This is a genomic window from Pseudarthrobacter sp. CCNWLW217, from assembly GCF_037203985.1.
GTDB lineage: Bacteria > Actinomycetota > Actinomycetes > Actinomycetales > Micrococcaceae > Arthrobacter.
In genome coordinates this window covers 272999-298080 of sequence record NZ_JBBCBT010000001.1, presented here as the reverse complement: position 1 = coordinate 298080, position 25082 = coordinate 272999, and the positions used below count along the sequence as shown (strand labels likewise).

Sequence of the window (25082 nt, the reverse complement as noted above, 5' to 3'; positions counted from 1 at the left end):
CTATCGAAAGGTTGCGAACCTCATGGCACAGAAGACGCGCCAGGCTAAACCGACGCTGGCCACCGTGGCGCGGCAAGCCGGGGTCTCCACACCTACAGTCTCGAAAGTCGTGAACGGCCGTGAGGACGTTGCGCCGGCCACACGCGCCCGCATCTTGGCCGCGCTGGAACAGGCAGGGTACCAGTCGCCACTGCAGCGACGTGCAGCCGGAGAGACCGGCACGGTCGTTGAGGTGGTCATCGACGTGCTCGATTCCGCCTACATGGTTGAGGTTCTCAATGGCGTACTGCAGTTTGCTGCGGGTGCCGACGTCGAGATTTTGGTAAGCGTCACAGGCGCGGCGCCGATGGGCCAGCGCAGCCCCGAACGTCGCGCACAGCGCATGCTGGACGAGGGCAGGGCGGGAATGATCGTGGTGACGTCCGCTTTCAGCGAGGCCCAGCTGCATGCGTTCCGGCGCCGGCATATTCCCGTCGTCGTGATTGATCCGCTCAATGCGCCCTCGGCCGACGTGGTCAGCGTAGGAGCGACCAATTGGGCCGGTGGCAAAGCAGCGACAGAACATTTGCTGGACCTGGGGCATCGCCGCATCGCCTACATAGGCGGCATCGAGGGGGCGGAATGCAACCAGGCGCGGCTCCACGGCTACATGGCCGCGCTAATGGCCCGGGGCGTGCCCATTGATCCCCAGTACATTATTTCCGGGGGTAGGTTCCGAAGGGAGAGCGGCATAACGGGGCTCAGGGCGCTGCTCAAGCTGGACCATCGCCCCACGGCAATCTTTGCCGGAAGCGACAGCATTGCGCTGGGTGTTATCAGCGAAGCAGGCCACCACGCCATAAATATTCCTGAGGACCTCAGCCTTGTGGGCTTCGACGGAACAAAGCAAGGCGAGGAATCCACACCGGCGCTGACATCAGTTGCCCAGCCACTGGAGGAAATGGGGCGCGCAGCGCTGCGTGCCCTGCTCCGCCAGGCCCGCGGGGAAGTCCCGGATTCCCACCGCGTCGAACTGGCTACCCATGTAATCGTCCGCGATTCAACGGCACCACCCCCGGCGTGAGCGCCCCGCACCAAGCCACAGGAGGGGAGCCCTCAGAGGATCAGGAGCCCTGGGTCCCTAACGGGCAGTTGATCCGTCACTGCTGAGGCTGGGGCGGGCGACCGGCTCATCAAACACGGGCTCTCCGCTGGTGAGGTCTACGTCGGACTCCCGAATCGCATATTTCATGGCCGCTTCTGCCGCTTGGGGGTCACCCGCTTCGACCGCATCGAGCACCCGCCGATGGTCCGGGACCGGATCGAGCCACGCCGCGCCGGGATGGTGCTGGATCCTGTTTCGGGCATTAAGGGCGTGCACAATGACCACGTCAAGACGCATCATCAGTTCGTTATGCGTCGCCCGCAGCAGGTGCAGGTGGAAGTCCTGGTCCGCCGCGGCGAGCCGTTCGACGTCATGCCCCGCCATCTCGAACTCGGCGAACGATCGCCTCAGCGCCTCAATATCTTCCGGCTTCCGATACTGTGCAGCCAGCTTCGCCGCGGCCGGTTCAATGACGTCCCGCAACTGCGAAAGCTCCGCCAGGAGACGGTCATCGTCTCGCCGCGCGGAGCGCCGCCACATAATGACGTCGCTGTCCAACAGCTTCCAAGCGTTGCGGTCGTTCACGATCGTTCCGCGCTTTGGCCAGGAGTCGATAAGCCCCTTCTCGCGGATAACGCGCAAGGCCTCCCGGATAGCGGTTTTGCTGACCCCGAACTCGGGCTCGAGGGAGTCGACGTCGATCCGGGTTCCCGGAGGGTAGTCGCCCCGGACGATGCGGAGCCCAAGCATGTCAACGAGGCCCGAGTGCAGATTGGTCATGCAGACAACTTTACCCCGCTTCGCGTCCACTATTGCCTTTATACCTATTATTAGTAATATAAGTATTGATGTGGCGAAGCTCACCACACGATTGCTTACGAAGGAGTAGCTATGTCATCACGCCTATCCCGCCCCTCGAGAACGATTTCGATCCTTGCCGTCCTGGCAGCGGGCGCCACGGCACTCGCTGGATGTTCGCCGGCATCCAACGGCTCGTCGGCCAGCCCGGAGCCTGCAACCATTACCTTTGCGGCTTCGACGCTCGGTGACCCGGGACGTGGGCCCGGCCTGCAGAAGCTGATTGATGAGTACAACGCCAGCCAGGACACCGTCACGGTAGAACCCGCATCAGTGCCATACCCCAGTTTCGGCCAGACCGTACTGACACAGATGGGCGGCGGTGAAGGTCCGGACCTGGTCCGCTTCGACATGCCGGAATTCTCGACGGCAGCATCCTCCGGCCTGCTCGAGCCCCTCGACGACAAGATCGACGCGGAAAAGTTGAAGCTCATTCCCGGCCCGGACAAGTACCTGACCGTCGATGATCACCGATACGGCGTGGTCTTCGAGAACTCGAACTACGGCATGTTCTATAACAAGGACCTCATCCCGGAAGCCCCAAAGACATTCGAGGAGTTTGTCCAGACGGCCAAGGACACCACCAAGGGCGATGTCTACGGTCTCGCCTTCCGGCAAACCCAGGCGGAAGAGGCCGGCGTCTGGCAGGACATCTTCAACTACGTCCTTGGCTTTGGGGGTGACTGGTCAGACGGCGAAAAGCTCACCCTCGACTCGCCGAAGGTGATTGATGGCCTGGAAGCGTACAAGCAGCTCTACGACGCGAACGTCATTCCGAAGGGCGCCGACGCCGCTACGTTCCGCAAAATGTTTGCCAACGGCAAGGTCGGGATGGAACTCAACAACGGCGGCTACGTGACGGCCACCAAGTCTGCCAACGCGAACCTCAACTTCAGTGTGGCCCGCATTCCGTTCCCGGAAAAGAAGCAGGGGGCGTTGCTGGCTCCAATCACCGTCAATGCCAACAGCAAGCACAAGGATGCGGCGCTTGACTTCATCAACTGGATGCTCCAGCCCGCACAGCAGGTCAAGCTCCAGGAAGTGCTCGGCGCCAGCAGCGTGGCAACGCCGACAGAGCGCAGCGCCGAAAGCCTCCAGAAGTTCCCGTTCCTTCCGACGCTTGATGAGCTGACCGACTCGGGAGTCCCTCAGATCGTGAACGGTTTCGGTCCGCAGACTGCAGACATCCGCCACATCGTGGTAACCGAAGTGCTGACCGCACTCCAGGGCCAGCAGGATATGGCGACTGCGATGGAGAAGGCACAGAAGCAGGCGGAGGAGCTGGTCGGGCGATGACAGACCAAAGCAAGGGTCCGCGCCTTCTGGCGCGGCCACCTGGGCCGGCTGGGACGCCGGCCCCCGACACCCGCCGGATAGGAAACAAGCGACGCCGCAGGAGCCCGGCCGGGAGCCCTTGGACCCCGTACCTCTTTCTTGCCCCCGCAGCCCTCTACATCATCGTCTTCCAACTGGTCCCGCTCCTGCAGGAGGTTTGGCTCAGCTTTACGAGGACCACCCTGCTCAACCCAAACAACAACATCTGGGTCGGGCTGGCGAACTACCAGTCCGTCCTGGCAGACCCCGGGTTCCGCCAGACCCTGCTCACCACGCTCATCTACGTCACGGCATGCGTCATCGGCGCAGTGGGCCTTGGCCTGCTCGTAGCCCTCCTGCTGAACGGCCGGTTCCCTGGCCGGGCGGTCGCCCGCTCGCTGGTCACCGTGCCTTGGGCGGCACCTGGAATTGCCGTCGCACTCATTGCGACATGGATGTTCAACCCGCAGTTCGGCATCCTCACACGCCTACTTCGGGGAATAGGAATCGACCCGGGACCCAACGGTATCCTCGACAACCCCAGGCTGGCACTCGCGGCAATCCTTGTCACCACAATCTGGCAGCTGGTGCCGTTCGTGGCGGTCGTGCTCCTCTCGGCCCTGCAAGGCGTTCCGCAGGAGCTGGTGGAAGCCGCCCAGGTCGACGGAGCAGGACGCTGGATGATCTTCCGGGTGGTGACCTGGCAGGTTCTGAAGCCGACGATCGGTTTAGTCGCGGTACTGATGACCATCTGGTCACTGCGCCGCTTCGAGCTGATCTGGCTGATGACCCGCGGCGGACCACTGGGCTCTACGCGCACCCTCGTGATTGACCTTTACGCCCAGGCGTTTGAATCAAAGCAGCTGGGGACGGCCGCGGCCATCGGCATGGTGGGCATTGTCATCTCCCTGATCGTCATCGCCGGCAGTCGATTCGTCGCCCGCGCGGCCGCCAAGGAGGCATAATGCGCCGCATACGTTTGGGAGTGACGGCCCGTACCCTCGCCGTTCTCTTCGTCCTCGGGATTTCAATTTTCCCCATCTACTGGATGTTTGTGACCGCTCTGGCCCCTGACGAGGCCCTTTTCGGGTCATCATCAATAAACCTGCTTCCCGACTTCTCCCGCTTCGGCGTCTTCGCAGATGCACTGGCGGACGGCCAGGTGGTCGGCTGGCTGCTCAACAGCTTCATCGTTGCAGCCGGGACAACTGTCCTGTCCATCGGACTGGGCATCCCCCTCGGCTATGCCCTGTCGAGATTCACTTTCCGCGGCAAGGCCGTAGTTGGGCTGGCGCTGCTGTTCACGCAGATGCTCCCCGAGGCGCTGCTGGTTGTTCCGTTGTTTGCTATCTTCCGGCGATTCGACCTGCTGAACTCGCTGCACGGGCTGATCCTGGCCGACACCGCATTCACACTGCCCGTGGTAGCACTGATTCTCAAGGGGGCCATAGATGGCGTTCCCCGCGAGCTGGACGAGGCCGCGAGGGTCGACGGCAGCCGTCCGCCCACCGTCCTCGCCCGCATCATCCTGCCACTGATAGCCCCGGCGATAGCCGCCGCCGCAGTGATCGCCTTCTTCAGCGCCTGGAACGAGTACGTCTTCGCGGTCACCTTCGTGTTCGACAAGTCCCTGCAGCCGGCCTCAGTCGGTGTCGCCGGGTTCATCGGTGAGCAGGACACCTCTATCCAGACCATCATGGCCGTCGGCCTCCTGTTCACGCTGCCGGCCGTCGCCTTCTATCTGTTCGCACAACGATATGTCGTCAGCGGGATGACCGCGGGCGCTGTTAAAGGATGATCCACGAATGAAAATCACCAACCTCGACACCGTCGTTGTCGACTTTTACCGGACGAACCTCATCTTCGTCCGGCTCAGCACCGACGAGGGACTCACCGGCATCGCCGAGGCAACCCTCGAAGGCCAGGAACACGCGGTCCGCGGCGCCGTCGCCGTGCTCGCCGACGCGGTTCGCGGCAAGGACCCCACCCGGATCTCCCAAACCATTTACGAGCTCAACCGCGATGCCTACTGGCGTGGAGGGCCCGTCTCGATGACAGCGCTCAGCGCCCTCGAAATGGCGATGTGGGACGTCTCTGCCCGCGCGCTTGACGTCCCTGTCCACCGCATGCTGGGTGGACAGGTCCGCGACAGAGTCCGGGCCTATGCCAACGGCTGGTTCTCCGGAGCCAAAACGGCTGAGGACTTCGCCGAGGCCGCCGTCCAGACGGTCGCCCAAGGCTTCCGCGGACTCAAGTGGGATCCATTCGAAGCCGCTGACCTCACCCTCGAACCGCGAGATCTGCGGCGCATGCTCGAGCCCGTCGCCGCTGTCCGCGAGGCAGTGGGGGACGACGTGGAGCTGTTCATTGAAGGACACGGCCGGTTCGATGTCCCGACAGCCATTCGGGTCGCACGCGAAATCGAGCAGTTCCAGCCGGTGTTTTTCGAAGAACCATGCCCGCCGGACGGGATCGATGCGCTCCTGGAGATACGCTCCAAATCGCCGGTACCGATCGCTGCCGGGGAACGCTGGTTCGGACGCAACACCTTTGTCCCCGCCCTCTCACGGAACGCGGTGGACTACATCCAGCCCGATGTCACGCACGCCGGCGGGCTCCTGGAGCTGTCGTTCATCTCTACGCTCGCGGCGGCCCATTACATTCCGTTCGCACCGCACAACCCGAGCGGACCACTCAGTACCGCGGCCACCCTGCAGTTGGGCGCGATGCTGCCCAATTTCCGCTACCTGGAAATCATGGCCTCGGACGTGCCGTGGCGCAGCCAGATCTCCAACGAGCGCCTCCAGCTGACCGGGGAGGGTGACATCCTCATCCCCGAAGGCATCGGCTTGGGCATCGAACTCGACTTCGAAGCGATCGCCGAACACCCGTACACGCCGCATCCGATGCGGATCTTCCATGATGCCGTCGCGGACATCCGCCCTCCGGATGCCCGCTCCTACTTCAACCTTGAGCGCACACCGGCCATCTGAGCAACGGGAGAACCCCGGAAGGAACAGGCGATGACCACATCACGCGATGAGACACAGAACCGTATCGTTACCGCCCACAGCGCCTATGAGCAGGCCAGAGACCTCGCGCCGCAAGTACGCGCCCGCTGGCTGGAAGAGGTCGCCTCCGCGTTGGAAGCCCATGCTGACGAGCTGGTCACCTTGGGACGCCAGGAAACGCACCTGGAAGAAGGACGGCTCCGCTCGGAGCTCAGGAGGTCCGTGTTTCAACTTCGGCTGTTCATGGCCGAAATCACCCAAGGTGAACACCTTGAAGCAACCATTGATCACGCCGACCCATCGTGGGGTATGGGCCCGCGACCGGACATCCGGCGACTTTCCGTGCCGCTGGGTGTGGTTGGTGTTTTTGGGGCCTCAAACTTCCCGTTTGCCTTCAGCGTCATGGGCGGCGACAGCGCATCTGCCCTGGCAGCGGGCTGCGCCGTCGTACACAAGATCCATGAAGGACATCTGCACTTAGCCGTGCGGACCGGTGCCGTAGTTCAGGAAGCGCTCGAACGGGCCGGCGCGCCCGTTGGCCTTTTTTCCACGGTCGTAGGCCGCGAGGCAGCGGAACTGCTCGTTGACCATCCACTGGTGAAGGCCATCGGATTCACCGGATCGACGGCCGGCGGGAGGGCCCTCTTCGACCGGGCCTCCAGGCGCCCTGCTCCCATCCCGTTCTACGGCGAACTGGGCAGCATCAACCCGGTCTTTGTCACCGAACGGGCATGGAGCGCCAGGCGCGAGGAGATCCTTGCCGGCTACGCCACGTCCTTCACCATGGGCATGGGCCAGTTCTGCACGAAACCAGGGCTGCTGTTCGCACCGTTCACCGACGGCGACGAAGTCGCCGGGATTCTTCGCCGGGAACTGGCCTCGAAATCCGCACACCCCCTCCTCAGCCCGAAGTTGCGGGAGGGGTACGACAAAGCACTGAACACGGTCCGGGCTACCCCCGGCGTTGAAGTCCTGGTGCCCGGGGACGAATCGGAGGCACCCCGGCCCACGATCCTGCTCACGACCGCTGATGAAGTCCGCCGGCGCCCGGAAATCCTGGAACGCGAGATGTTCGGCCCCGCCACATTGGTGATCGCGTACAGGCCAGGGACAGACCTGGCCTCGCTTGCCCGCCTCCTGGAGGGGCAGCTGACGGCCACGGTCCACGCGGATCCCGACGAAGATGCCACTGAGTTGGTTACGGAACTGAGGGAGCGGGCTGGTCGCCTGGTCTGGAACGCCTGGCCAACGGGGGTGACGGTAACCTATGCGCAGCACCACGGAGGCCCCTACCCCGCCACCACAGCGACCACCACGTCCGTCGGAACCGCAGCGATCGGCCGCTTTATGCGTCCTGTTGCATACGATTCCTTCCCGCCCGCGCAATTGCCCGAGCCACTGCGGGACGACAACCCTTGGGGCATCCGGCGGCGGGTCGACGGACTCTACGAATCAGCCACTGCAGGTGAAAAAGCCAAATGATCAACATGACCTCACGGCAAATGGTTCCGACTGACTCCCAAGAAGCAGTCCTCATCGGCCGCGTCTGGGACCCCGCCTCCGGCGGTCCAAGAGTGGTCTGTGTCCGGAGCGAAGATGTTTTCGATCTGACCCCCGAAGTCCGCACGGTCGCTGAGCTCATGGACCACGAGAACCCACTGGAGCTTGTTCTCAATACGGCCGCCACCCGCCGTTGGAGCCTCGCGGAACTAACAGAGGCTTCGCTGGACCGGGACCGCAGCAGGCCCCACCTGCTGGCCCCCATTGATCTTCAGGTGGTCAAAGCCTGCGGCGTGACGTTCGTTGAGAGCATGATCGAGCGTGTCATCGAGGAGCGCTGCGGCGGCGATTTCAACCGCGCCGCGGAAGTCCGCCAGGCTGTCGCCCAAGCCCTCGACAGCAGCCTGGAGTCCATACGTCCAGGATCAGAGCAGGCCCGGGAGGTCAAGCGGTTGTTGAGTGCCCAAGGCATGTGGTCACAGTATTTGGAAGTCGGGCTAGGCCCCGACCCGGAGGTATTCACCAAAGCACCCGTCCTTTCCTCCGTGGGTTTTGGTGCCGACGTAGGGATCCCCAGCTTCTCCTCCTGGAACAACCCCGAACCTGAGCTCGTCCTCATCATCGACTCCGCCGGCCAAGTCCGGGGCGCAACGCTTGGTAACGACGTCAACCTGCGGGATGTGGAAGGCCGCAGCGCACTCCTGCTCGGAATGGCGAAGGACAACAACGCATCCTGCGCCATCGGTCCACTGATCCGGCTCTTCCACCAGGACTTCACACTCGAGTCCCTACGGACCGAAGAAATCACCCTCACTGTAGAAGGCCGGGACGGCTACCAAATGGCGGGGCGCAACAGCCTGGCCCGCATCAGCCGCCCTTTCGACGAACTCATCAGGGCAGCCCGCGGAAACCATCACCAATACCCCGATGGCTTCGCCCTCTTCACAGGAACACTCTTCGCCCCCACCCAGGACCGCGACACCGAAGGCCTCGGCTTCACACACAAGAACGGCGACATCGTCACCATCAGCAGCCCGCGGCTCGGGACGCTCGTCAACCAAACGCAGCGGACCGAGGACATAGAGCCGTGGACCTTCGGTATTGGGGCGTTGTTCAGCTATCTCTCTCAGCTGGCGACGGGCACCCCCGCAGGCGTTGCCGTCGCAGCTCCAGAGCAGGTGGATAACGCGGCCCGGTGAACGACTCGACCCGGCACGAGGGCAGCCATCCAGTCCTGGCGTTGGACTGTTAGGCCCCTTCGAGCACCTGTGTGGTGGCCCAGGTGAGGTACTTGGCGGCATTGGCGACGGCGTCTTCCGGGCTCGCCGCGACATCGAGGAGCTGGGCAGCGGCCACAACGCCGTGCTTGGCGAGGTCCTCCTGCGTCACCAGGATGCGTCCGGCCACCACGATGACCGGGATGCCAAGTTCACGGGCGGCGTCGGCAAGCGCGATGGGCGCCTTCCCGGTCAGGGACTGGGAATCCATGGAACCCTCACCGGTGATCACCAGGTCGGAGACCCCCAGCTGCTCGGCGAGACCGGTGAGCCCGGCCACCAGCGCGAAGCCGCCTTCCAGCTTGGCGTCGGTGAAGGCAAGGAACGACGCCGGGAACCCGCCTGCCGCGCCCGCGCCCGGAATGTTGACGTCCCGGCCGGTCGATTCCCGCAGCACTGATGCCCAGTTCCGCAGGCCGGCGTCGAGCAGTTCAACGGCGTCTGCGTCGGCGCCCTTCTGCGGGCCGAAAACGTGGGCGGCACCCTCGGGCCCGTACAGCGGGTTCCGGACGTCCACGGCGATCCGAAACTGCACTGCGGACAAACGGGGATCCAGCTCTGAGGTATCCAGAGCGACCACGTCGGCGAGTGCCCCGCCACCGAGCGGCACTACGTTTCCGGCGGAGTCCAGCGGCTTGAGGCCGAGCGCGCGCAGGGCGCCGCTGCCGCCGTCGGTCATGGCCGATCCGCCAAGGCCCAGCACGATTTCCGTGGCCCCGGCATCCAGCGCCGCGGCCACCAACTGCCCGCAGCCGTAGCTGTGGGCACGCAGCGAGTTTTCGGGGGTGGGCTCCATTTCGGCCAGCCCGGACGCTTGCGCCGTCTCGATCACGGCGGTGGCGCCGCCGAAGGCGGTTTTGCGGATGGCCCACGCTGCCCCGACGGGAGCCAGGATGGGGCCAACCACTGCGTTAAGCCGCTCTTCGTAGCCCGCCGAGACGGCCGCCTCCAAGGTTCCCTCGCCGCCGTCGGCCACGGGGAACTGGGTGGCCACTGCGTCCGGGTAGACGCGCAGCGCCCCTTCGGCGATGGCGGCGGCCGCCTCGGCGGCCGTCAGCGAGCCCTTGAACTTGTCCGGAGCAATGAGAATGCGCATGCGGTCCATCATGCCAGCCACGCTCCGGAACGCGCTTGCCAGATCCGTAATACGGACGCGTACTCGGCCGGCTCCCCAACTAGGTAGCAGCAGATGTCGTTTTCAGGGCTCAAAACGACATCTGCTGCTACCTAGTTGGGTGGGGGGCGGCGGGGGAACAGTCAGGCTGTGGAGCCGCGCACCACGAGGGAGCTCGCCAAGGTCAGCTGGGCCTGTTCCAGCGGCCTGCCCTCCATGAGGGCCCGCAGCTGCTCCCCTGCCTTCTGGCCCAGCGGCGTCGCAGGCAGGTGCACGCTGGTAAGGCCGGGATTGCTGGTAGCCGAATACGGGAGGTCGTCAAAGCCGGCTACGGCAAGCTGGCGGGGAATGCGGACGCCTGCCACCCGGGCCTCCTGCAGCACACCGTAGGCGTGGGTATCGGTACCGCAGACGACGGCGGTCACCCCGGCCCGCTGCCAAAGCGGCCACGCCTGCGTGAAGGCGGCCGCCGCCGCACCGACGTCAATCGTGGTGCTGATTATGCAGCCGGAAGGCACCGAGATCCCCCGCAGTGCGGCTTCTTCCAGGAAGGCGGTGCGCCGGACATCGAAGGTGGCGGTGCCGGTCACGCTGTCCACGTAGGCCACCGTCCGGTGCCCGGCCTCGGCCAAATGGGCTGCCAACTGGCGTGCCCCGGAGGCCACGTCAAGGTTCACTGAGGGCGCGTACGACTCCAGCCCGGGGGCGTCGAGCAGCACCAGCGGCCCGGCAGCCGAGAGGTCCTCAAGGAAGTCGGAGTTCGGGGCGTCCACGAGAAGGCCGGCCGGGCGCAGTGCCATCAGCTTGCGGACGTCGTGGGCCTGGGGAAACTCGCCTGCATCCGTCACGGACAAAAGGAGCTGGTAGTCCGCGCCCAGGGATTCCCTGACTCCGGCGATGACCTTGGCGAAGAACGGGTTGGAGATATCCGGCGCCACCAGGATGACAATGGAGCTCACGCCCTTGGCGAGCGAGCTGCCCACACTGTCCACCACATAGCCAAGCTCAGCGATCGCGTCCCGCACGCGCGTGATGTTGTCCTCGGATACGCGACCCCGGGTTTTGCCATTGGCCACCAGGGAAACAGTCGCCGTCGAGACGCCGGCCCGGGCGGCAACCATGGCTGCCGTGACCCGCGCTCCCCGGCCCGGCTGCTGCTGGGTGTGCTCCGCGGTTTCCATACCTCGATGGTAGTCGGCGCTGGCGGCCCACTCGGCGTCACCAGACACCCCAAGGCATCAAGCGCTTGACTCAATCTACGTTAAGCGCTTGACGCACTGGCGTCCCGGATGCCATGATCTCCCTTGATTGCTTTAGCGCCCTGCCGGTGCCCCGCCCTGGCAGGCCCCAATGACGTGGAGACAAACGTGGACCCCAACCCCGCCACCCCCGGCCGCAAAAAGATCATCCTGGATTGCGACCCGGGCCATGACGACGCCGTGGCGATACTGCTCGCGCACGGCAACCCGGATATCGAGCTCCTGGCTGTTACCACCGTGGTGGGCAACCAAACCCTAGAAAAAGTCACCCGCAACGCCCTGTCCGTAGGGACTATCGCCGGCATCACGGGTGTTCCGTTCGCCGCCGGCTGCGACCGGCCGCTGGTGCGCACTATCGAAACAGCGCCGGACATCCACGGCGAAAGCGGCATGGATGGCCCCGCCCAGCCCGAGTCCGCCATCGAGCTGGATCCCCGCCACGCCGTCGACCTCATCATCGATACCGTCATGGCCCACGAACCGGGCACCGTGACCCTGGTCCCCACCGCCGGACTGACCAACATCGCCATGGCTGCCCGCAAGGAACCGCGCATCGTGGAGCGTGTCAAGGAAGTGGTCCTCATGGGCGGCGGCTACCACGTAGGCAACTGGAGCGCCGTGGCTGAGTTCAACATCATCATCGACCCCGAGGCAGCGCACATCGTGTTCAACGAAAAGTGGCCCGTGGTGATGGTGGGCCTTGACCTCACCCACCAGGCACTCGCCACCCCGGAAGTCGTGGCGAAGATCGACGCAGTGGGCACCAAACCGGCGAAGTTCGTGATGGAACTGATGGAGTTCTTCACCCGGACCTACAAAGATGCCCAGGGCTTCGACTACCCGCCAGTGCACGACCCCTGCGCCGTGGCCTACGTGATCGACCCCAGCATTGTCACCACGCGCAGGGTGCCCGTGGACATCGAACTCCGGGGCAGGCTGACCCTCGGCATGACGGTGGCCGACTTCCGCGCACCTGCTCCCGCTGACTGCAACACCTCGGTCGCCGTCGACCTGGACCACGGACGGTTCTGGGACCTCGTCACCGACGCGCTCATCCGGATCGGCGAACCACTCACCGGCGAGAAGGGCACCAACGCCAACGCGGCCGACGGCGAACGCCAGGAACGTGCCCAGGTCACCATCGGAGGGATCAAGTAAATGACCGCCACACTCGCCGAAACCAAGACTTCCCGCGGCAACGTCACCGCCCTCATGGTCGCCCTGCTGGCCGCCTGCGTGGCATTCCAGCTCAACGCCTCCATGCTCAGCCCTGCCCTGGTCACCATGGGCAACGAACTGAACACCGACCAGGCCGTCATCGGACTGTCCCAGACCTGGTTCTTCACTGCGGCCGCGCTGTTCTCACTCTTCCTGCCGCGCCTGAGCGACATCATCGGCCGCAAGAAGATCCTGATCGGCATGATGCTGCTGATGGCGGTCGGTTCCGTCATCGCGGCACTGGCCCCGGACGTCACGTGGCTGTTTGTGGGCCGCATCATCCAAGGCGTCAGCGGCCCCACCGTGCCGCTATGCCTCATCATGCTGCGCTCCGCCGTCGCCAACCCGCGCAAGTACGGCACGCTTATGGGCCTCATCACTGCAGTCAACGGCGGCGTGGCCGGCGTTGACTCCTTCGTGGGCGGTTACTTCGCCGAGCACTACGGCTTCCGCAGCATCTTCTGGCTGATGGTGGTCCTTGCAGTCATGGCCACTGCCCTGATCGCCTTCCTTGCCGGCGAAAGCAAACCGGCTGCCGGAACCAGCATGGACTGGCTGGGTGTGTTCTTCATCGTGGTGGCCGTCGGCGCACTGCTCACGGCCCTGAACGAAGGCTCCAAGCTGGTAGGCGCGTTCTCGGCGGGCACCCTCATCCTGGCCATCGGCCTGGTGGCCGTTGCCGCCGTCGCGTTTTATGCGTTCTGGACGGTGGAAAAGCGGGCGAAGGAGCCCATGGTGGAAACCATTCACCTGCGCCAGCGCTCCACGTGGGCGCCGCTGCTGACCACTACCCTGACCATGACCGGCATCTTCGCCGTCATCAATGGCATCATTCCCGCCTACGTGCAGGCCGCGGCTCCCGGGTTCGGCGTGGGCCCCACCGAAATGTCGCTCATCATCCTCACGCCGTACGCCCTTCTCGGCTGGGTGGTGGGACCCCTCAGCGGCAAGCTGGCACCCGTGTTTGGTTACACCAAGGTGCTGCGCATCGGCATGCTGGGCAGCGTCGCGGCCCTGGCCATCATCGCGTTCTTCGGGCTCAGCAGCCTGCCGCTGATGATCGCCGGAACGGTCTTGCTGGGCATCATGTACGCCGGTACGGTCAACATCATGCTCAACGGCCTCGGTGTGGTGCTCTCCCCTGCCGGCAACCCCGGCTTCCTGCCCGGCATGAACGCCGGGGCCTTCAACCTCGGTGCCGGCCTCAGCTTCCTGGTGCTCCCTGCCGTGCTGGTGGCGACGTCGGCGCTCGGGGACGCAAAGGCTTCCTACCTGACCGTCGTGGTCACCGGGCTGGTCATCACGGTTGCGGCGTTTGCGGCCTCGCTCCTGATCCCGAAGCCAGTTGAGGCTGAGGTGGCCGAATGAGCGCCGGAACCGTAGGCACCGCCGTCGAAAAGACCGGCCGGATCGTCGTCGTCGGGTCCCTGAACGCGGACCTGACCATCTACTGCGAGCGGCTCCCGCGGCCGGGCGAAACGGTGCACGGCACCGGCTTTGCCGTCAATCCCGGCGGCAAGAGCGCCAACCAGGCCGTTGCGGCGAGCCTGCTGGGCGGCTCCGTGAGCCTCGTCGGCGCCGTGGGGAATGACGCCAACGGCGAGATGCTGCTGACTTCCGCGGCCAGCGCGGGCGTGGATATTTCGCGGGTCCGCTCGTCCGCGTCAGAGGCTACGGGCGTGGCTGTCATCGCCGTGGACGAGAAGGGCGAGAACAACATCATCATCTCCGCCGGCGCCAACGGCACGCTGTCCCCCACGGACGTCGCGGCGTCAGCGGAGGAGTTCGACGGCGCCGCGGTGGTCTGCCTCTGCCTGGAAGTCAGCCCAGAAACAGTGGAGGCCGCAGCGCGGGCCGGGCACGACGCCGGCGCCACCGTGCTGCTGAACCTCTCGCCGTACGCGGCGATCAACCGCGAACTGACGGAACTGACGGACGTCCTGTTGGTCAACGCCCACGAGGCGTCACTTTTCCTTGGCTCAGGAGGGATGCCGGACGCCGCAGCGGACGACGCCGACTGGGACCGGATCCGGGTCCGGTTCGCCGAGCGCGGGCTGTTCAAGGTCCTTCTCACCCTCGGCGCGGAAGGTTCCGTGGTCCTGGACTCAGAGACGGCCGGTCCGAAAGTCACGAAGATTGCGCCCACAGCGGTCAAAGCTGTGGACACCACCGGCGCCGGGGACGCGTTCACGGGGGCCGTGGCCGCACGCCTGGCCGCAGGCCAGCCGCTGGCGGCTGCTGCCCGGTTCGCCTCGGTGGCGGCTGCCCTGGCCACCACGCGCAAGGGCACGCAGGCTGCCTACGCGGACATCGGAGACGTGGAGCGACTGCTGGATCCCCGGAACTAGGGCCGCGGCTTACCCCGGGGGTTGCAGGGACTGGTTTCGGGGCTTCAACACCGCGAAGTAGCCGGGGACGAGGCTGGCGGCCGCGTCCCCGGTCATCGGGTTTATTTCGATGGTTGTGGGTCCGTCCTCCAGCAATTCCCAGGTCTCCGGCGGCAAGGCCCTGCTGCGCTCTGCCGGGCCAAAGTGGCCGGGCATTGGCAGTTCGCGGATGGCCCGTTCCAGTGGCGCGGGGATAGATTCCCTCGTGGCGCCAAGATGTGTCACATACTCAACAGCGTTGCCCTGGAAGTTGGTTTCGGCCAGGAAGACCGCGCCGCGCGTACCCACCACTTGCCGGAGATTCTCCACCAGGGCCCTCCGCTCGGCCGGTTCCAGCACGTGCAGGACGCCACGGATGAAGACGTTGGCGTCGGTTCCGCCGGCTAGCCCGGCACCGGCATCCGGTTGGGTCATGTCGCGCACCAGGAAGGTGACATTGTCGATTCCCGCGGACTCTTCCCGGGCCCGTTCCACGGCGTGCGAGGACACGTCCACGCCGATGGCCCTCGGGAAAGACGGTGCCAGGGCACGGGTGAAGCTGCCGTGGCCGCATCCCACGTCCACCACCGGCAAAGCCGGATCCAAGTGCCGCTGGAGCACGGCAGCGTAGCCAAGCAACTCGTGATCGCTTCCGGAGTCCCACAGCACTTCGCTCTGCGCACCGGTTTGGGCTATTCCGGCCCAGTACCGGTCCCAGGCAACAGTCCTGTCCTTCGGCGCGGAGCGGGACAGCCTGATGAGTTTGGGGACCATGAGGTACTTCCGCAGGGCGGAGCGCATGGTTTTCGCTGGGGAAGACACGGTCCAAATATATGTCGGGCAGGCAACAATTCTTCAGTTAACGTCGGTTACTGCCGGGTATCTGTCCTCAGCCAGGCCAACGTGCAAGCCCGGGCAGCTTCAACCCCGGCGCATCGGTACACGCGACGATTCGGAAGCAGCTGTGCCGCATCCCCCTAGAATGTACTCAATTAGGAGCGAAGGGAGCATAGTGGCAGCGGACACACCCTTTGTCACAGCTATGCAACGCACAGCTGTGGTGGCCGACCCCGACGGCGGGCGGCTGGCGTCCAGCGCCGCAGCCCTCCGCGACGCCGGCTATTTGGTCCACACGGCAGAGGACGCCGTGACCCTGTTCCCGCTGCTCGAGGGCGGCCGCCCATCGGTCCTTGTGGTTGACAGTTCCCTCTCTCCGCGGGAGTCCCGCGTGCCGGTGCTGGTGCTGGTGGACCTGGACGATGCCAACGAGATCGCTGCCATCGAAGGTTCGGGGGTCCGTGACTGCATCGCCAAGCCTCCGGCTGCCAAGGAGCTTGTGCACCGCGCAACTGCCCTGATCAACCTCGTGGAGCGGCGCACCCGGGCACGGCAGGAGGCCGAGGCCTTGCGCGAGCAGCTCAGGCTGGTTTCGGCTGCTGTGCGGGGAACCAATGATCCGCAGGAAATCGCCGACTACGTCGTGACCGGGTTTGGCGAAACGTTTGGCGCCGACCACGTGTGGCTGACCACGTTCGAAGATGAGCGTGTTCCCCCAATCACCGCCCAGTGGAGCCGGCCCGGCCTGGATCCGCTGCGGGCGGGCCCGCTGGAGGATGAAGCCACAGCCCGCTCCACGGCCGACCAGCTGTGGGCCAGGGCTGAAGTGCTGACCTCTGACGGCTCAGACGGTTCCATCAGGCTCCCCAAGTCGCTGGAGGACCTGCACGCGAAGGCATCTGTGGTGGTGCCCATGGGAGAAGGAAACTCTTCCCTGGGTATTTTGTGGATCGCCCTGCTGGACAGCCCGCGGGCGTGGTCACGCGCCGAACTGGGGCTCATCCAGCATGTGGCAGGCAATGCAGCCCATGGACTGATCCAAAGCCACCTGATCAGCAGCCAGCTCCAGGTGGTCAAGCAACTGCAGGAGCTGGACAAGGCCAAGACCGATTTCCTCGCTACGGTCAACCATGAACTGCGAACGCCATTGACGTCGATCATGGCGTACCTGGACATGATCCAGGAGAGCACGGCGGATCCCGTGTCGCCGGAGGTCCACCAGATGCTGGACATCGTGGTCCGGAACACGGAACGGCTGCGGATGCTCATCGAGGACATGCTGAGTGTTTCCCGCAGCGGTGGCGGGGATGGCCAGCTTCACCTGACGCCGGTCCGGCTGGGCCGTACGCTGGAAATCGTGGCCGGTGCCCTCCGCCCGCTGGCCACGCTGCAGGATGTCACCATAGCGCTGGAACCCGCACAGGAGGATCCTGAACTCATGGGGGATGAGGTTCAACTGCAGCAGGTCTTCACCAACTTGGTCTCCAATGCCATCAAGTTCACTCCCAGCGGAGGAAAGATCCACGTGGGAAGTGCTGCCCATGCCGACTCTGACGGCACGCGATGGGCAACCGTCCGCGTGACGGACACCGGGATAGGCATTTCCAGTGAGGAAATCTCCCATGTGTTCACGCGCTTCTACCGCGCTTCCAATGCAATGGCCGGGGCGGTCCCGGGCACCGGCCTGGGCCTGGCCATCACGAAGGACATCGTGAGCCGGCACGGGGGCCACATTGATGTTGCCTCGGAGCTGGGAGCAGGCACCACGGTCACCGTGACCCTGCCGCTTGCCCATGAGGCCCGGGCGAGCTGACCGCCGGAAGGAGCAATCCAGGTGTTTGCTGACAATGACCCCAGGGTCTCGCAGCTGCTGGAGGGCATCGTCCGGCTGGCCTCCGGCGACCTCAACTCGAGGATTGAAGTGTCCCCCGCCAGGGACGAGCTCGATGCCATCATCATGGGCACGAACCTCCTCGCCGAAGACCTGCAGATTATCTACGAGGAACTCGAACAGCGGGTGGAGGTCAGGACCAAGCTGCTCCACGAGGCCCACTTGGAGATGCAGAAAATGGCCATGCAGGACCCGCTCACCGGGCTGGCCAACCGTTCAGCGCTCCTGACTGCGCTGAAGTCGGCGCAGTCCGACGGGACGGCAGACTCACCCGTCATCCTGCTGCTGGACCTGGACGCCTTCAAATCGATCAACGACACCCAGGGCCACACCGCCGGGGACAAGGTGCTGATCACCGTGGCCGAACGCATCCGGAATGCAGTCCGCAGCACCGACGTCGTGGCCCGGTTGGGCGGAGACGAGTTTGCCATCGTGATGCCGGCGACGGGAGCCGACCAGGCCGCCGTCGTTGGACAACGGATCCTGGCAGCGCTGAAAGAACCGATCGAGCTTCCCGACCGGAGCATCCGCTGCGCCGCAAGCCTGGGCCTGAGCGTCGGGGATGCCGGCCAGGGCCCCGAAGAAATGCTGATGCAGGCCGATGTGGCCATGTACGCCTCAAAAGCCGAGGGCCTGAACCGGCTCCACTTCTTCGAGCCCGGGCTCCTGCTGGTGCGCCGGCTCCGCAGCCAGCTGGTGGATGACCTGAGGTCCGCGCTGAAGGGCGAAGGCCTGGTGCTCCATTACCAGCCTGTGGTGGAGCTGGCCACAGGCCGCGTGGAGGGTGTGGAGGCACTGATCCGCTGGAACCACCCCACCCGGGGACGGATCATGCCCGATGAATTCATCCCCCTGGCGGAAGAGGCCGGCCTGATCTCGGAGCTTGGCCGCTGGGTCCTCACTACCGCCGTGGAGCAGCTACGCCAGTGGGTCGACGAAGATGCGGTGGACAGCAGGTTCTCGGTACGGATCAACATTTCGGCCACCGACCTGCAGAGCCTCCAGTTCATCGAGGATGTCCGGGGAGTCCTGAAGGAGACGGGTGTCCGTCCCGAGCAGGTTGTCCTGGAGCTCACCGAGATGGCCATCGTGAAGGGCAATGATCTGGACCGCTATTCGCTGGGCGGCCTGCGCGGGCTGGGCGTTGGGATCGAAATCGACGATTTCGGGACGGGCTACTCATCCATCAGCTACCTTCGGCGGCTCCCGGTGGATCGGGTCAAGGTGGACCGTTCCCTGATCGTTGGACTGGGAACGGACCCCACCCAGCCCGCCCTGGTGGCCGCAGTCCTGCAACTGGTGCGGGCCTGCGGGCTCGAGGCTGTATGGGAAGGTGTGGAAACGGCTGAGCAGGCTGAGCACTTGCGCAACCTGGGCTGCCTCAGTGCGCAGGGCTACTTCTTCAGCAGGCCCTTGCCCGCCGAGGATATCCCCGCCCTGGTGGCGGCGGCGTTCCCGGCCGGGAATGTGGGCCTATAGTGCGGAAAAGGGCTGTACTTTTGCCCTGCCCGATATACGATCATGATGCGGTGTCAGAATTACACTGCATGGGAGATCGGACATAATCAGAAGTGGCTGATTCCGAAGGTATCTGGAAATTGAACAATTACGGGGCCAACGGGTCATTACTTCGTCAACTGGGGGCGTAGTTAATGTCGGTTCGAGTACAGGCTTGGGGAGTAATTGCTGCTGTGCTGGCAGGTTCGGATCCTGCCCAGGCAGCCACGCGTCAGCGTCTTAGCGACCGTCTTGATGAGAATCCGGGAGTACCCGAAAGGGCCCTCCTGGAGCATCTGCTGGAAAGCCGGCAACAGGACAGCATAGGCAGCGGAACCCCGGACACCGCCCGAGTGCCGTTCCCCCGCGACGCCATGCCCCCGCAGCTGCTCGAACGCCTGGATGCCATCCGCAGTCTCTCAAGGATCAGCGCCTTGCTGGAGAACCAGATGTTGATGACCGCTTTCCAGCCAATCTACGGCCTGGCGAGCAAGGGCGTTGTTGGCGTGGAGGCACTCTCGCGGTTCGTCAGCGACGACGGCGCAGGCGCCGAGCTGTGGTTTGCCGAGGCCGCGTCCGTGGGGCTGGGGGCGAACCTGGAATTCTCCGCGTTGGGCTCCGCTGCGGCCGCCGCCGCAAATCTCCCCCCACACCTCTACGTTTCCCTAAATGTCTCACCGACGTCCTGCATTGACCCGCGGCTGCCCGAATTGTTCGACCACATCGAACTGCCAGTGAGTCGGATTGTGCTCGAATTGACCGAGGGAATTCCGGATGACGAATACCCGCATTTCGTTTCCGCAATTACCCCGCTGCGTGAGCGCGGCCTCCGCATTGCCATCGACGACTCGCACTCCGGAGCCGGCGCACTGAGCCGGATGGTTCACCTGCGCCCCGATTTCATCAAACTGGGACGCGACATCATCAGCGGTGTGGACAGCGATTCAACCCAGCAGGCGCTGGCGGCCTGCATGGTGGACTTCGCCGAGCAGATCGGCACAGTGCTGGTAGCCGAAGGCGTGGAAACCCGCGAGGAACTGCAGGTGCTGACGGATCTTGGCGTCAGCGCCGGCCAGGGCTACCTGCTGGGCCGGCCGTCGGTCCGGCCCCAGGACTGGGCAGCCTGGAACACCGCCAAGGACCCGGACGGCCTGATAAGGCAGCTCTCCGAGGCGGAGAACGTTGCCCACGGCTCACCAGGGGCAGCCGACAAGCACTGAGTGCGAGCCGCAGTGCCCTGAAGCCTTGGGCAACAGCGGCCGCCTACTCGCTGTGCCCCTGGTCCCCGCTCATCTGGTCCTCGGCCGGAGGGGTCTCCCCCGGCGGGACGCCGCCGCCCGGTTCGAGGCCGGTGATGTTTCCCTCCTGCGGATCGGGATTGGCCGTTCCGGCAGAGTCCTTTGCTGGGCGCGCCTGATCCGTGCCGGCGTCGGCCGTTTCCGCGCCTGGCCTGTCCGGGTTGGCGGGATCGTTTTCCGGATGGTAGCTGCTCATAGTGCTGGTTCCTTCCTGGATGGCTGCGGACTCTTCCTCAGCTCTGGACTAATTGTAAGCATGCTGATAATTCTGGAAGGGTTCCGGGATGGCAGGACAGGCCGTCCCCCCGAGCAGAAGGAGCACTGAGATGGGCATCGGCGACAGCATCGGCAAGGCGGCAGAAAACGCCATGGAAGACCTGGCGGGGACCTCATCGCCCACGGAGAACACCCGGGTTCCGGAACCCACGGATCCCAACAGCGACGTCGAGGTCCATTCGTCCATCAGTGAAGGATCCAACGCGATGGAGGCGGAGAAGGAAAAGGCGCCCGGACTCAAACCCGGCACTGCGACAGGACCGGTTTCTTCCCATCCGGCGGAGCCGGACACTGCTCCTGGCCCCTCAGGCGATGGCGCAGCGGAGGGCGCTGGCCAGTCCGCTGACGACGCCGGGGGTGTTCCCCGCGATGTTCCGGGTCCGGCGGGCCTGCCGGACGGCGACCCTGACTCCTTGCGCGCCGATCCGGGCGAGGGCGACCAGGACCCCTCCAGGGACTTGGGCCGCAGCTGACTGTCTGGCAAGCGACTGGGACGTTTCGGGTTCCCGGGCTCAGGTTTCCGGCCACTCCCCGCGTTCCAGCAGCACCTGCTTGAGGAGGTCTGCCCGGTCGGTCACGAGGCCGTCCACGCCAAGGTCCAGCAACCTTCGCATTTCGGCGGGGTCATTGATGGTCCACACATGCACCATCAGGCCCAGGGCGTGTGCGCGCCGGACGTAACCGCGAGTGACCACCCGGAACCCGCCATAGCTGACCGGGACCTGCAGCGCCTGGACGTCCTTCAGTGGGGCCCGGAGCAGCAGCCGGAGCCAAGCAGCGGGCAGGGGCCGCAACAGGAAAAAGAGCGTGTTCGTGGCAATCCCGGCCGACGACGCAACGGGGCGGCTGAGCAGCTTCAGCACCGCCCGGCGTCGTCGGTCCGAGAAGCTGGCCACCAGCACACGGTCATGGAGGCTGTGCCGCTCGATGCTGGCGGCGAGGCTTCGCACCGAATTCCAGTCCTTGACGTCCAGGTTCAGCCTGACCCCGGGAAGGGCAGCCACCAGTTCGTCGAACAGCGGCACCGGTTCGTGGCCACCGATCCGGGCCGCAGCCACCTCGGCAGCGGTGAGCTCACAGATCCGGCCGACGGCGTCCGTCACCCGGTCCAGTGTCTCGTCGTGGAACAGCACCAGCACGCCGTCCGACGTTGTGTGCACATCCGTTTCCAGGTAGGTAAAGCCGAGGTCGACGGCGGCGCGGAACGCGGCCATGGAGTTCTCCAGGCCCTCGCGCGAGTAGCCGCGGTGGGCCATGGCCACCGGACGTCCGGCGTTGTGCAGGAACGGCGAGGATGCAGTCACAATGCGAGCGTACCGGCTACTCCTGCGGGACAACCTCCACGCCATCGCTGCAGTGCAGCAGCATGCGGCCGCGGCCGCCATCGAGGTCCACCCAAATGGCGGTGTGGTCCCACGTGATGGCATCCACGAGGCCGCCGCTTTCGAAGCCGGGTGCGAGGCGGACCAGGACGCGGTCGCCCTGCTTGAGCTTTTTCCAATGGGCCGCCGGTACCGCCGGACGCAGCGGCGCTTCGGCCGCATCGTGCTTGACGTTCCTTGCCATGATGTCCCCTTGAGCCGCGGATCGGTTGTCCACTTCCTACGCTAGGGCGGCAAGGTAAACGGCAGGTGAGCGCCAGCTGTGAAAAAGGGCGTCAAGCTAGGGAAGTTTTACCCCCAGCGAGGTGAGCCGGGCCTCAAGAATCTGGGCCACGCCGTCGTCGTCGAAATGGGGCGCCTGCTGGCCGGCGGCAAGGATGGCCTCCGGGTGGCCGCTGGCCATCCCGTAGCCGTGGCCGGCCCAGCGGAGCATCTCGATGTCGTTGGGCATGTCGCCGAAGGCCACCACGTCGGCGGCGTCGATGCCCAGGGATTTGGCGTATTCGGCCAGGGTGACGGCCTTGTTGACGCCGGGCAGGGACAGCTCGAGCATGGAGACCCCTGGTGAGGAGTGTGTGGCGGCGGCCAGGTGCTGGACGGCGGGTTTCACCTCGGCGAGGAAGCTGTCCGGAGTGCCTTCCCGGACGATGGCCAGGAATTTGATGACGCGGTCATCCGGGGTGAGCGTGTCAGCAAGCGGTGCCGGCGTGAACTCGGCGAGCAGTTCGCTGGATCCGTTCTCGATGAACCCGGGCTCGAGGTGGAAGCCGGTCAGGGTTTCCGCTGCGAAGAGTGCGGTGGGCCGCAATTCCTTGATGATCCGGCGGATCTCCAGGACCGATTCGATGCTGAGGGCCCGGGCGGAGACCAACCGGTTATCCTCCAGGTCCCACACCACGGCGCCGTTGGAGCAGATCACGGTGCCGGTGTGGCCCAGCTGTTCTTCGAGGGGGTGCAGCCAGCGCGGCGGACGGCCGGTGACAAAAACAAGTTCGACGCCGGCTTTCCGGCAGGCGTGGAAGGCACGGACGGTGCGGTCGCTGATCTTTCCGTCGTGTCCAAGAATGGTTCCGTCAATGTCACTTGCTACCAGCCGCATCCTGCCAGTCTACGTGGGTTGCTTGGACCGCTCGCCCTCATCTTTGAAGCCGGTTGCCGGAAGGGTGTCCCTTCACCGTGGAGCTTGGCGAAGGGATACCCTTCCATGGCTGCCGGCTCTTCCCGGCGTCCTGCTCAGTCAGGAACGGACACCAGTTCGGTGGCCGTCGGAGGTTCCGTTTGGGCCGGACCCTCCGACGAACGTTCTGCGGCGGGCGCCGCATGCGCGGCAAGCACCCCGGTCTGATGCCTGATCTTGAGCCGATAGAGCAGGGCGCCGCCGCCGGCGACGGCACCGACAAACAGGACGCCGCCCCACTGCAGGTACCACTCAAACGGGGGCACTGAATTGTAGATTTCCGGGCGGGGCCAGATCAGGTTCACGGTCATGGCGCCGCCCCAAAGCACCGCTACAATGTTCACCGGCAGCCCCCACTTGCCCAGGCTGAAGCCCGGTTCGGTGTCGTCGTCCGCAAGCGGCCACTTCTTCTGGAACCGCTTGCGGAGCATCGGAACGGTGACCAGCAGGTAGGACAGGTAGATCAGGACGATGCTGATGCTCGAAAGGATGGTGAAGATCGCGGGCTGGGAGACGTTGACGATCAGGGGAATGATGGCGATGAGTCCGATGACGATGGCCGCCACCGTAGGCGTCTTCCGCTCTGGATGCACCTTGCTGAGCTGGCCGCTAAAGGGCAGGTTGTTGTCCCTGGCCATAGCGAACATCATGCGGATGGCGGCGGCGTGAACGGCCAGTGTACAGACGATCACTGCCACGACGATGCACACCAGGAACGCCTTACCGAAGGGGCCGCCCAACACGGAGAGCACGATGTACTGCAGGCCGCCGTCGGCGGCGCCCAGCTTGGGGTCGTTGAGGTCGGGGGCGGCCAGGAGTCCGCCAAGGAGAATTAGTCCGCCCAGGACGAAGGACGCCGTGATTGCACGCAGGATGGCCTTGGGGGCTGTCTTTTTCGGGTCCTTCGTCTCCTCGCCGAGGGAACTGGCGGTGTCAAAGCCGTACATGACGTAACCGGAGGCCATGGCGCCGATGAGGAACACCCCGAAGAAGCCAAGGTCGTGGTCCATGCCGTAGCCTGCGGTGCTGAAAAGGACTTCCGGCCCCCGCACCACATGCCAGGCAAGGGCCAGGATGAGAAGCACGGCAGCAGCGAGCTCCACGAAGACGCCTATGCTGTTAATTTTGGTCATCAGCTTCACGCCGAAGGCGTTAATGATGGTGGAGATGGAGATCATGATGCTGGCGAGCAGCACGCCGTTGAGGGCGAAATCGTAAGTGCCCGTGCCGTCGCCGATGATCTGGAAACCGGACCAGATCTGGGGCAGGGTGAGCTGCAGTGCAAGGGCCACGGCCCCGAGCGCCACGATCGAGGAGATGAGCAGCAGCCAGCCCGCCAGCCAGGCGAACGTCCCTGACGAGAGCCGCTTGGCCCAGTTGTACACCGAGCCGGCCACCGGGTAGCGGCCTGCCAGCTCAGCAAAGCAGAGGGCTACCATCAGCTGGCCGGCGAAAACGAGGGGCCAGGACCACGCGTAGGCGGGGCCGGCCATGGAAAAGCCAAAGTAAAAAAGTTGGAATACGCCGGTGAGGATGGAGATGTAGCTGACTCCTGCCGCGAAGCTGGCGAACTTGCCGATGCTGCGGTCCAGGGTCTGGGCATAGCCGAATTCGTCCATGCCACTTGCGTCTGCACGCTTTGTGGGTTCTAACATCCGAGCTCCTAAGTGAGAAAAGCACGATGGTGATGACCCGCGGCCGCCATTGGACGCGGGTTTATATC

General features: G+C 64.9%; 23 protein-coding genes. 14 read left to right on the top strand and 9 right to left on the bottom strand.

Going from position 1 to position 25082, the window contains the following annotated elements; genetic code table 11:
* The first annotated feature begins 22 nt into the window (after positions 1-22).
* On the top strand, positions 23-1063 hold the full coding sequence (locus tag V9L18_RS01360) for a LacI family DNA-binding transcriptional regulator (RefSeq protein WP_337345374.1): 1041 nt from the start codon (positions 23-25) through the stop codon (positions 1061-1063).
* 57 nt (positions 1064-1120) lie between these two features.
* On the opposite strand, the gene V9L18_RS01355 is transcribed toward V9L18_RS01360, so the two are convergent.
* Positions 1121-1864, bottom strand: coding sequence for a FadR/GntR family transcriptional regulator (locus V9L18_RS01355; protein ID WP_337345373.1), 744 nt, complete (start codon positions 1862-1864; stop codon positions 1121-1123).
* 111 nt (positions 1865-1975) lie between these two features.
* Between V9L18_RS01355 and V9L18_RS01350 the strand changes: the two genes are divergently transcribed.
* From V9L18_RS01350 to V9L18_RS01325, 6 genes are read left to right on the top strand one after another with little or no spacing between them, the layout of a single operon-like run.
* Positions 1976-3238, top strand: coding sequence for an ABC transporter substrate-binding protein (locus tag V9L18_RS01350; RefSeq protein WP_337345372.1), 1263 nt, complete (start codon positions 1976-1978; stop codon positions 3236-3238).
* Positions 3235-4221 (top strand): carbohydrate ABC transporter permease, encoded by a 987-nt coding sequence (locus V9L18_RS01345; RefSeq protein ID WP_337345371.1) that lies wholly within the window; start codon positions 3235-3237, stop codon positions 4219-4221. The genes V9L18_RS01350 and V9L18_RS01345 overlap by 4 nt, the downstream gene beginning before the upstream one ends.
* Positions 4221-5054, top strand: a complete 834-nt coding sequence (locus tag V9L18_RS01340) for a carbohydrate ABC transporter permease (protein ID WP_337345370.1) — start codon at positions 4221-4223, stop codon at positions 5052-5054. Before V9L18_RS01345 ends, V9L18_RS01340 begins: the two co-directional genes overlap by 1 nt.
* A 7-nt stretch (positions 5055-5061) precedes the next feature.
* A complete protein-coding gene (locus V9L18_RS01335) occupies positions 5062-6249 on the top strand; it encodes a mandelate racemase/muconate lactonizing enzyme family protein (protein WP_337345369.1) in 1188 nt (395 codons plus the stop codon).
* A gap of 30 nt (positions 6250-6279) precedes the next feature.
* The gene (locus tag V9L18_RS01330; protein WP_337345368.1) at positions 6280-7749 is read left to right on the top strand and encodes an aldehyde dehydrogenase (NADP(+)); all 1470 of its coding nucleotides are present in this window, start codon (positions 6280-6282) and stop codon (positions 7747-7749) included.
* Complete coding sequence (locus V9L18_RS01325) at positions 7746-8966, top strand: fumarylacetoacetate hydrolase family protein (RefSeq protein WP_337345367.1); 1221 nt, start codon at positions 7746-7748, stop codon at positions 8964-8966. Before V9L18_RS01330 ends, V9L18_RS01325 begins: the two co-directional genes overlap by 4 nt.
* A 49-nt stretch (positions 8967-9015) precedes the next feature.
* On the opposite strand, the gene V9L18_RS01320 is transcribed toward V9L18_RS01325, so the two are convergent.
* Positions 9016-10140, bottom strand: coding sequence for a glycerate kinase (locus V9L18_RS01320; RefSeq protein ID WP_337345366.1), 1125 nt, complete (start codon positions 10138-10140; stop codon positions 9016-9018).
* A 161-nt stretch (positions 10141-10301) separates the two neighbouring features.
* Positions 10302-11279 (bottom strand): LacI family DNA-binding transcriptional regulator, encoded by a 978-nt coding sequence (locus V9L18_RS01315; RefSeq protein ID WP_337345615.1) that lies wholly within the window; start codon positions 11277-11279, stop codon positions 10302-10304.
* 234 nt (positions 11280-11513) lie between these two features.
* On the opposite strand from V9L18_RS01315, the gene uriH reads away from it, so the two are divergent.
* The 3 genes from uriH to V9L18_RS01300 are packed head-to-tail and all read left to right on the top strand — an operon-like array spanning position 11514 to position 14983.
* Positions 11514-12575 (top strand): uridine-preferring nucleoside hydrolase UriH, encoded by a 1062-nt coding sequence (gene uriH / locus V9L18_RS01310; RefSeq protein WP_337345365.1) that lies wholly within the window; start codon positions 11514-11516, stop codon positions 12573-12575.
* Entirely contained in the window at positions 12576-14003 is a 1428-nt protein-coding gene (gene uriT, locus V9L18_RS01305) for a uridine transporter UriT (protein ID WP_337345364.1), read from the top strand.
* Entirely contained in the window at positions 14000-14983 is a 984-nt protein-coding gene (locus tag V9L18_RS01300; RefSeq protein ID WP_337345363.1) for a ribokinase, read from the top strand. Before uriT ends, V9L18_RS01300 begins: the two co-directional genes overlap by 4 nt.
* 9 nt (positions 14984-14992) lie before the next feature.
* On the opposite strand, the gene V9L18_RS01295 is transcribed toward V9L18_RS01300, so the two are convergent.
* Positions 14993-15802, bottom strand: a complete 810-nt coding sequence (locus tag V9L18_RS01295) for a class I SAM-dependent methyltransferase (protein WP_337345614.1) — start codon at positions 15800-15802, stop codon at positions 14993-14995.
* Positions 15803-16043: 241 nt separating this feature from the next.
* Between V9L18_RS01295 and V9L18_RS01290 the strand changes: the two genes are divergently transcribed.
* From V9L18_RS01290 to V9L18_RS01280, 3 genes are all read left to right on the top strand, one after another.
* On the top strand, positions 16044-17651 hold the full coding sequence (locus V9L18_RS01290) for an ATP-binding protein (RefSeq protein ID WP_337345613.1): 1608 nt from the start codon (positions 16044-16046) through the stop codon (positions 17649-17651).
* 21 nt (positions 17652-17672) lie between these two features.
* A complete protein-coding gene (locus V9L18_RS01285; protein ID WP_337345362.1) occupies positions 17673-19208 on the top strand; it encodes a putative bifunctional diguanylate cyclase/phosphodiesterase in 1536 nt (511 codons plus the stop codon).
* A 173-nt stretch (positions 19209-19381) separates the two neighbouring features.
* Positions 19382-20446, top strand: a complete 1065-nt coding sequence (locus tag V9L18_RS01280; RefSeq protein ID WP_337345361.1) for an EAL domain-containing protein — start codon at positions 19382-19384, stop codon at positions 20444-20446.
* A gap of 43 nt (positions 20447-20489) precedes the next feature.
* Here V9L18_RS01280 and V9L18_RS01275 read toward each other — a convergent pair whose 3' ends face one another.
* The gene (locus tag V9L18_RS01275) at positions 20490-20720 is read right to left on the bottom strand and encodes a DUF6480 family protein (RefSeq protein ID WP_337345360.1); all 231 of its coding nucleotides are present in this window, start codon (positions 20718-20720) and stop codon (positions 20490-20492) included.
* 130 nt (positions 20721-20850) lie between these two features.
* On the opposite strand from V9L18_RS01275, the gene V9L18_RS01270 reads away from it, so the two are divergent.
* Positions 20851-21273, top strand: a complete 423-nt coding sequence (locus V9L18_RS01270) for a hypothetical protein (protein WP_337345359.1) — start codon at positions 20851-20853, stop codon at positions 21271-21273.
* A 39-nt stretch (positions 21274-21312) separates the two neighbouring features.
* On the opposite strand, the gene V9L18_RS01265 is transcribed toward V9L18_RS01270, so the two are convergent.
* The 4 genes from V9L18_RS01265 to V9L18_RS01250 form a co-directional block, all read right to left on the bottom strand.
* Positions 21313-22056 carry a glycerophosphodiester phosphodiesterase gene (locus tag V9L18_RS01265; protein ID WP_337345612.1) on the bottom strand — a complete coding sequence of 248 codons (744 nt, stop codon included), beginning with the start codon at positions 22054-22056 and terminating at the stop codon, positions 21313-21315.
* Between the two features lie 64 nt (positions 22057-22120).
* Positions 22121-22366 (bottom strand): hypothetical protein, encoded by a 246-nt coding sequence (locus V9L18_RS01260; RefSeq protein ID WP_337345358.1) that lies wholly within the window; start codon positions 22364-22366, stop codon positions 22121-22123.
* Positions 22367-22462: 96 nt separating this feature from the next.
* Positions 22463-23281, bottom strand: coding sequence for an HAD family hydrolase (locus V9L18_RS01255; RefSeq protein WP_337345357.1), 819 nt, complete (start codon positions 23279-23281; stop codon positions 22463-22465).
* A 134-nt stretch (positions 23282-23415) separates the two neighbouring features.
* Positions 23416-25014, bottom strand: coding sequence for an APC family permease (locus V9L18_RS01250; RefSeq protein WP_337345356.1), 1599 nt, complete (start codon positions 25012-25014; stop codon positions 23416-23418).
* Positions 25015-25082 lie beyond the last annotated feature (68 nt).

Bases quoted from the DNA above. Each gene is read 5' to 3' on its own strand.
- V9L18_RS01265 (WP_337345612.1), bottom strand. From the start codon at position 22,056: ATGGCCCACCGCGGCTACTCGCGCGAGGGCCTGGAGAACTCCATGGCC.
- V9L18_RS01315 (WP_337345615.1), bottom strand. From the start codon at position 11,279: ATGGTTGCCGCCCGGGCCGGCGTCTCGACGGCGACTGTTTCCCTGGTG.
- V9L18_RS01270 (WP_337345359.1), top strand. From the start codon at position 20,851: ATGGGCATCGGCGACAGCATCGGCAAGGCGGCAGAAAACGCCATGGAA.
- V9L18_RS01260 (WP_337345358.1), bottom strand. From the start codon at position 22,366: ATGGCAAGGAACGTCAAGCACGATGCGGCCGAAGCGCCGCTGCGTCCG.
- V9L18_RS01330 (WP_337345368.1), top strand. From the start codon at position 6,280: ATGACCACATCACGCGATGAGACACAGAACCGTATCGTTACCGCCCAC.
- V9L18_RS01300 (WP_337345363.1), top strand. From the start codon at position 14,000: ATGAGCGCCGGAACCGTAGGCACCGCCGTCGAAAAGACCGGCCGGATC.
- V9L18_RS01360 (WP_337345374.1), top strand. From the start codon at position 23: ATGGCACAGAAGACGCGCCAGGCTAAACCGACGCTGGCCACCGTGGCG.
- V9L18_RS01335 (WP_337345369.1), top strand. From the start codon at position 5,062: ATGAAAATCACCAACCTCGACACCGTCGTTGTCGACTTTTACCGGACG.
- V9L18_RS01355 (WP_337345373.1), bottom strand. From the start codon at position 1,864: ATGACCAATCTGCACTCGGGCCTCGTTGACATGCTTGGGCTCCGCATC.
- V9L18_RS01255 (WP_337345357.1), bottom strand. From the start codon at position 23,281: ATGCGGCTGGTAGCAAGTGACATTGACGGAACCATTCTTGGACACGAC.
- V9L18_RS01250 (WP_337345356.1), bottom strand. From the start codon at position 25,014: ATGTTAGAACCCACAAAGCGTGCAGACGCAAGTGGCATGGACGAATTC.
- V9L18_RS01290 (WP_337345613.1), top strand. From the start codon at position 16,044: ATGCAACGCACAGCTGTGGTGGCCGACCCCGACGGCGGGCGGCTGGCG.
- V9L18_RS01320 (WP_337345366.1), bottom strand. From the start codon at position 10,140: ATGCGCATTCTCATTGCTCCGGACAAGTTCAAGGGCTCGCTGACGGCC.
- V9L18_RS01345 (WP_337345371.1), top strand. From the start codon at position 3,235: ATGACAGACCAAAGCAAGGGTCCGCGCCTTCTGGCGCGGCCACCTGGG.
- V9L18_RS01350 (WP_337345372.1), top strand. From the start codon at position 1,976: ATGTCATCACGCCTATCCCGCCCCTCGAGAACGATTTCGATCCTTGCC.
- V9L18_RS01325 (WP_337345367.1), top strand. From the start codon at position 7,746: ATGATCAACATGACCTCACGGCAAATGGTTCCGACTGACTCCCAAGAA.
- V9L18_RS01275 (WP_337345360.1), bottom strand. From the start codon at position 20,720: ATGAGCAGCTACCATCCGGAAAACGATCCCGCCAACCCGGACAGGCCA.
- V9L18_RS01340 (WP_337345370.1), top strand. From the start codon at position 4,221: ATGCGCCGCATACGTTTGGGAGTGACGGCCCGTACCCTCGCCGTTCTC.
- V9L18_RS01280 (WP_337345361.1), top strand. From the start codon at position 19,382: ATGTCGGTTCGAGTACAGGCTTGGGGAGTAATTGCTGCTGTGCTGGCA.
- uriT (WP_337345364.1), top strand. From the start codon at position 12,576: ATGACCGCCACACTCGCCGAAACCAAGACTTCCCGCGGCAACGTCACC.
- V9L18_RS01295 (WP_337345614.1), bottom strand. From the start codon at position 15,802: ATGCGCTCCGCCCTGCGGAAGTACCTCATGGTCCCCAAACTCATCAGG.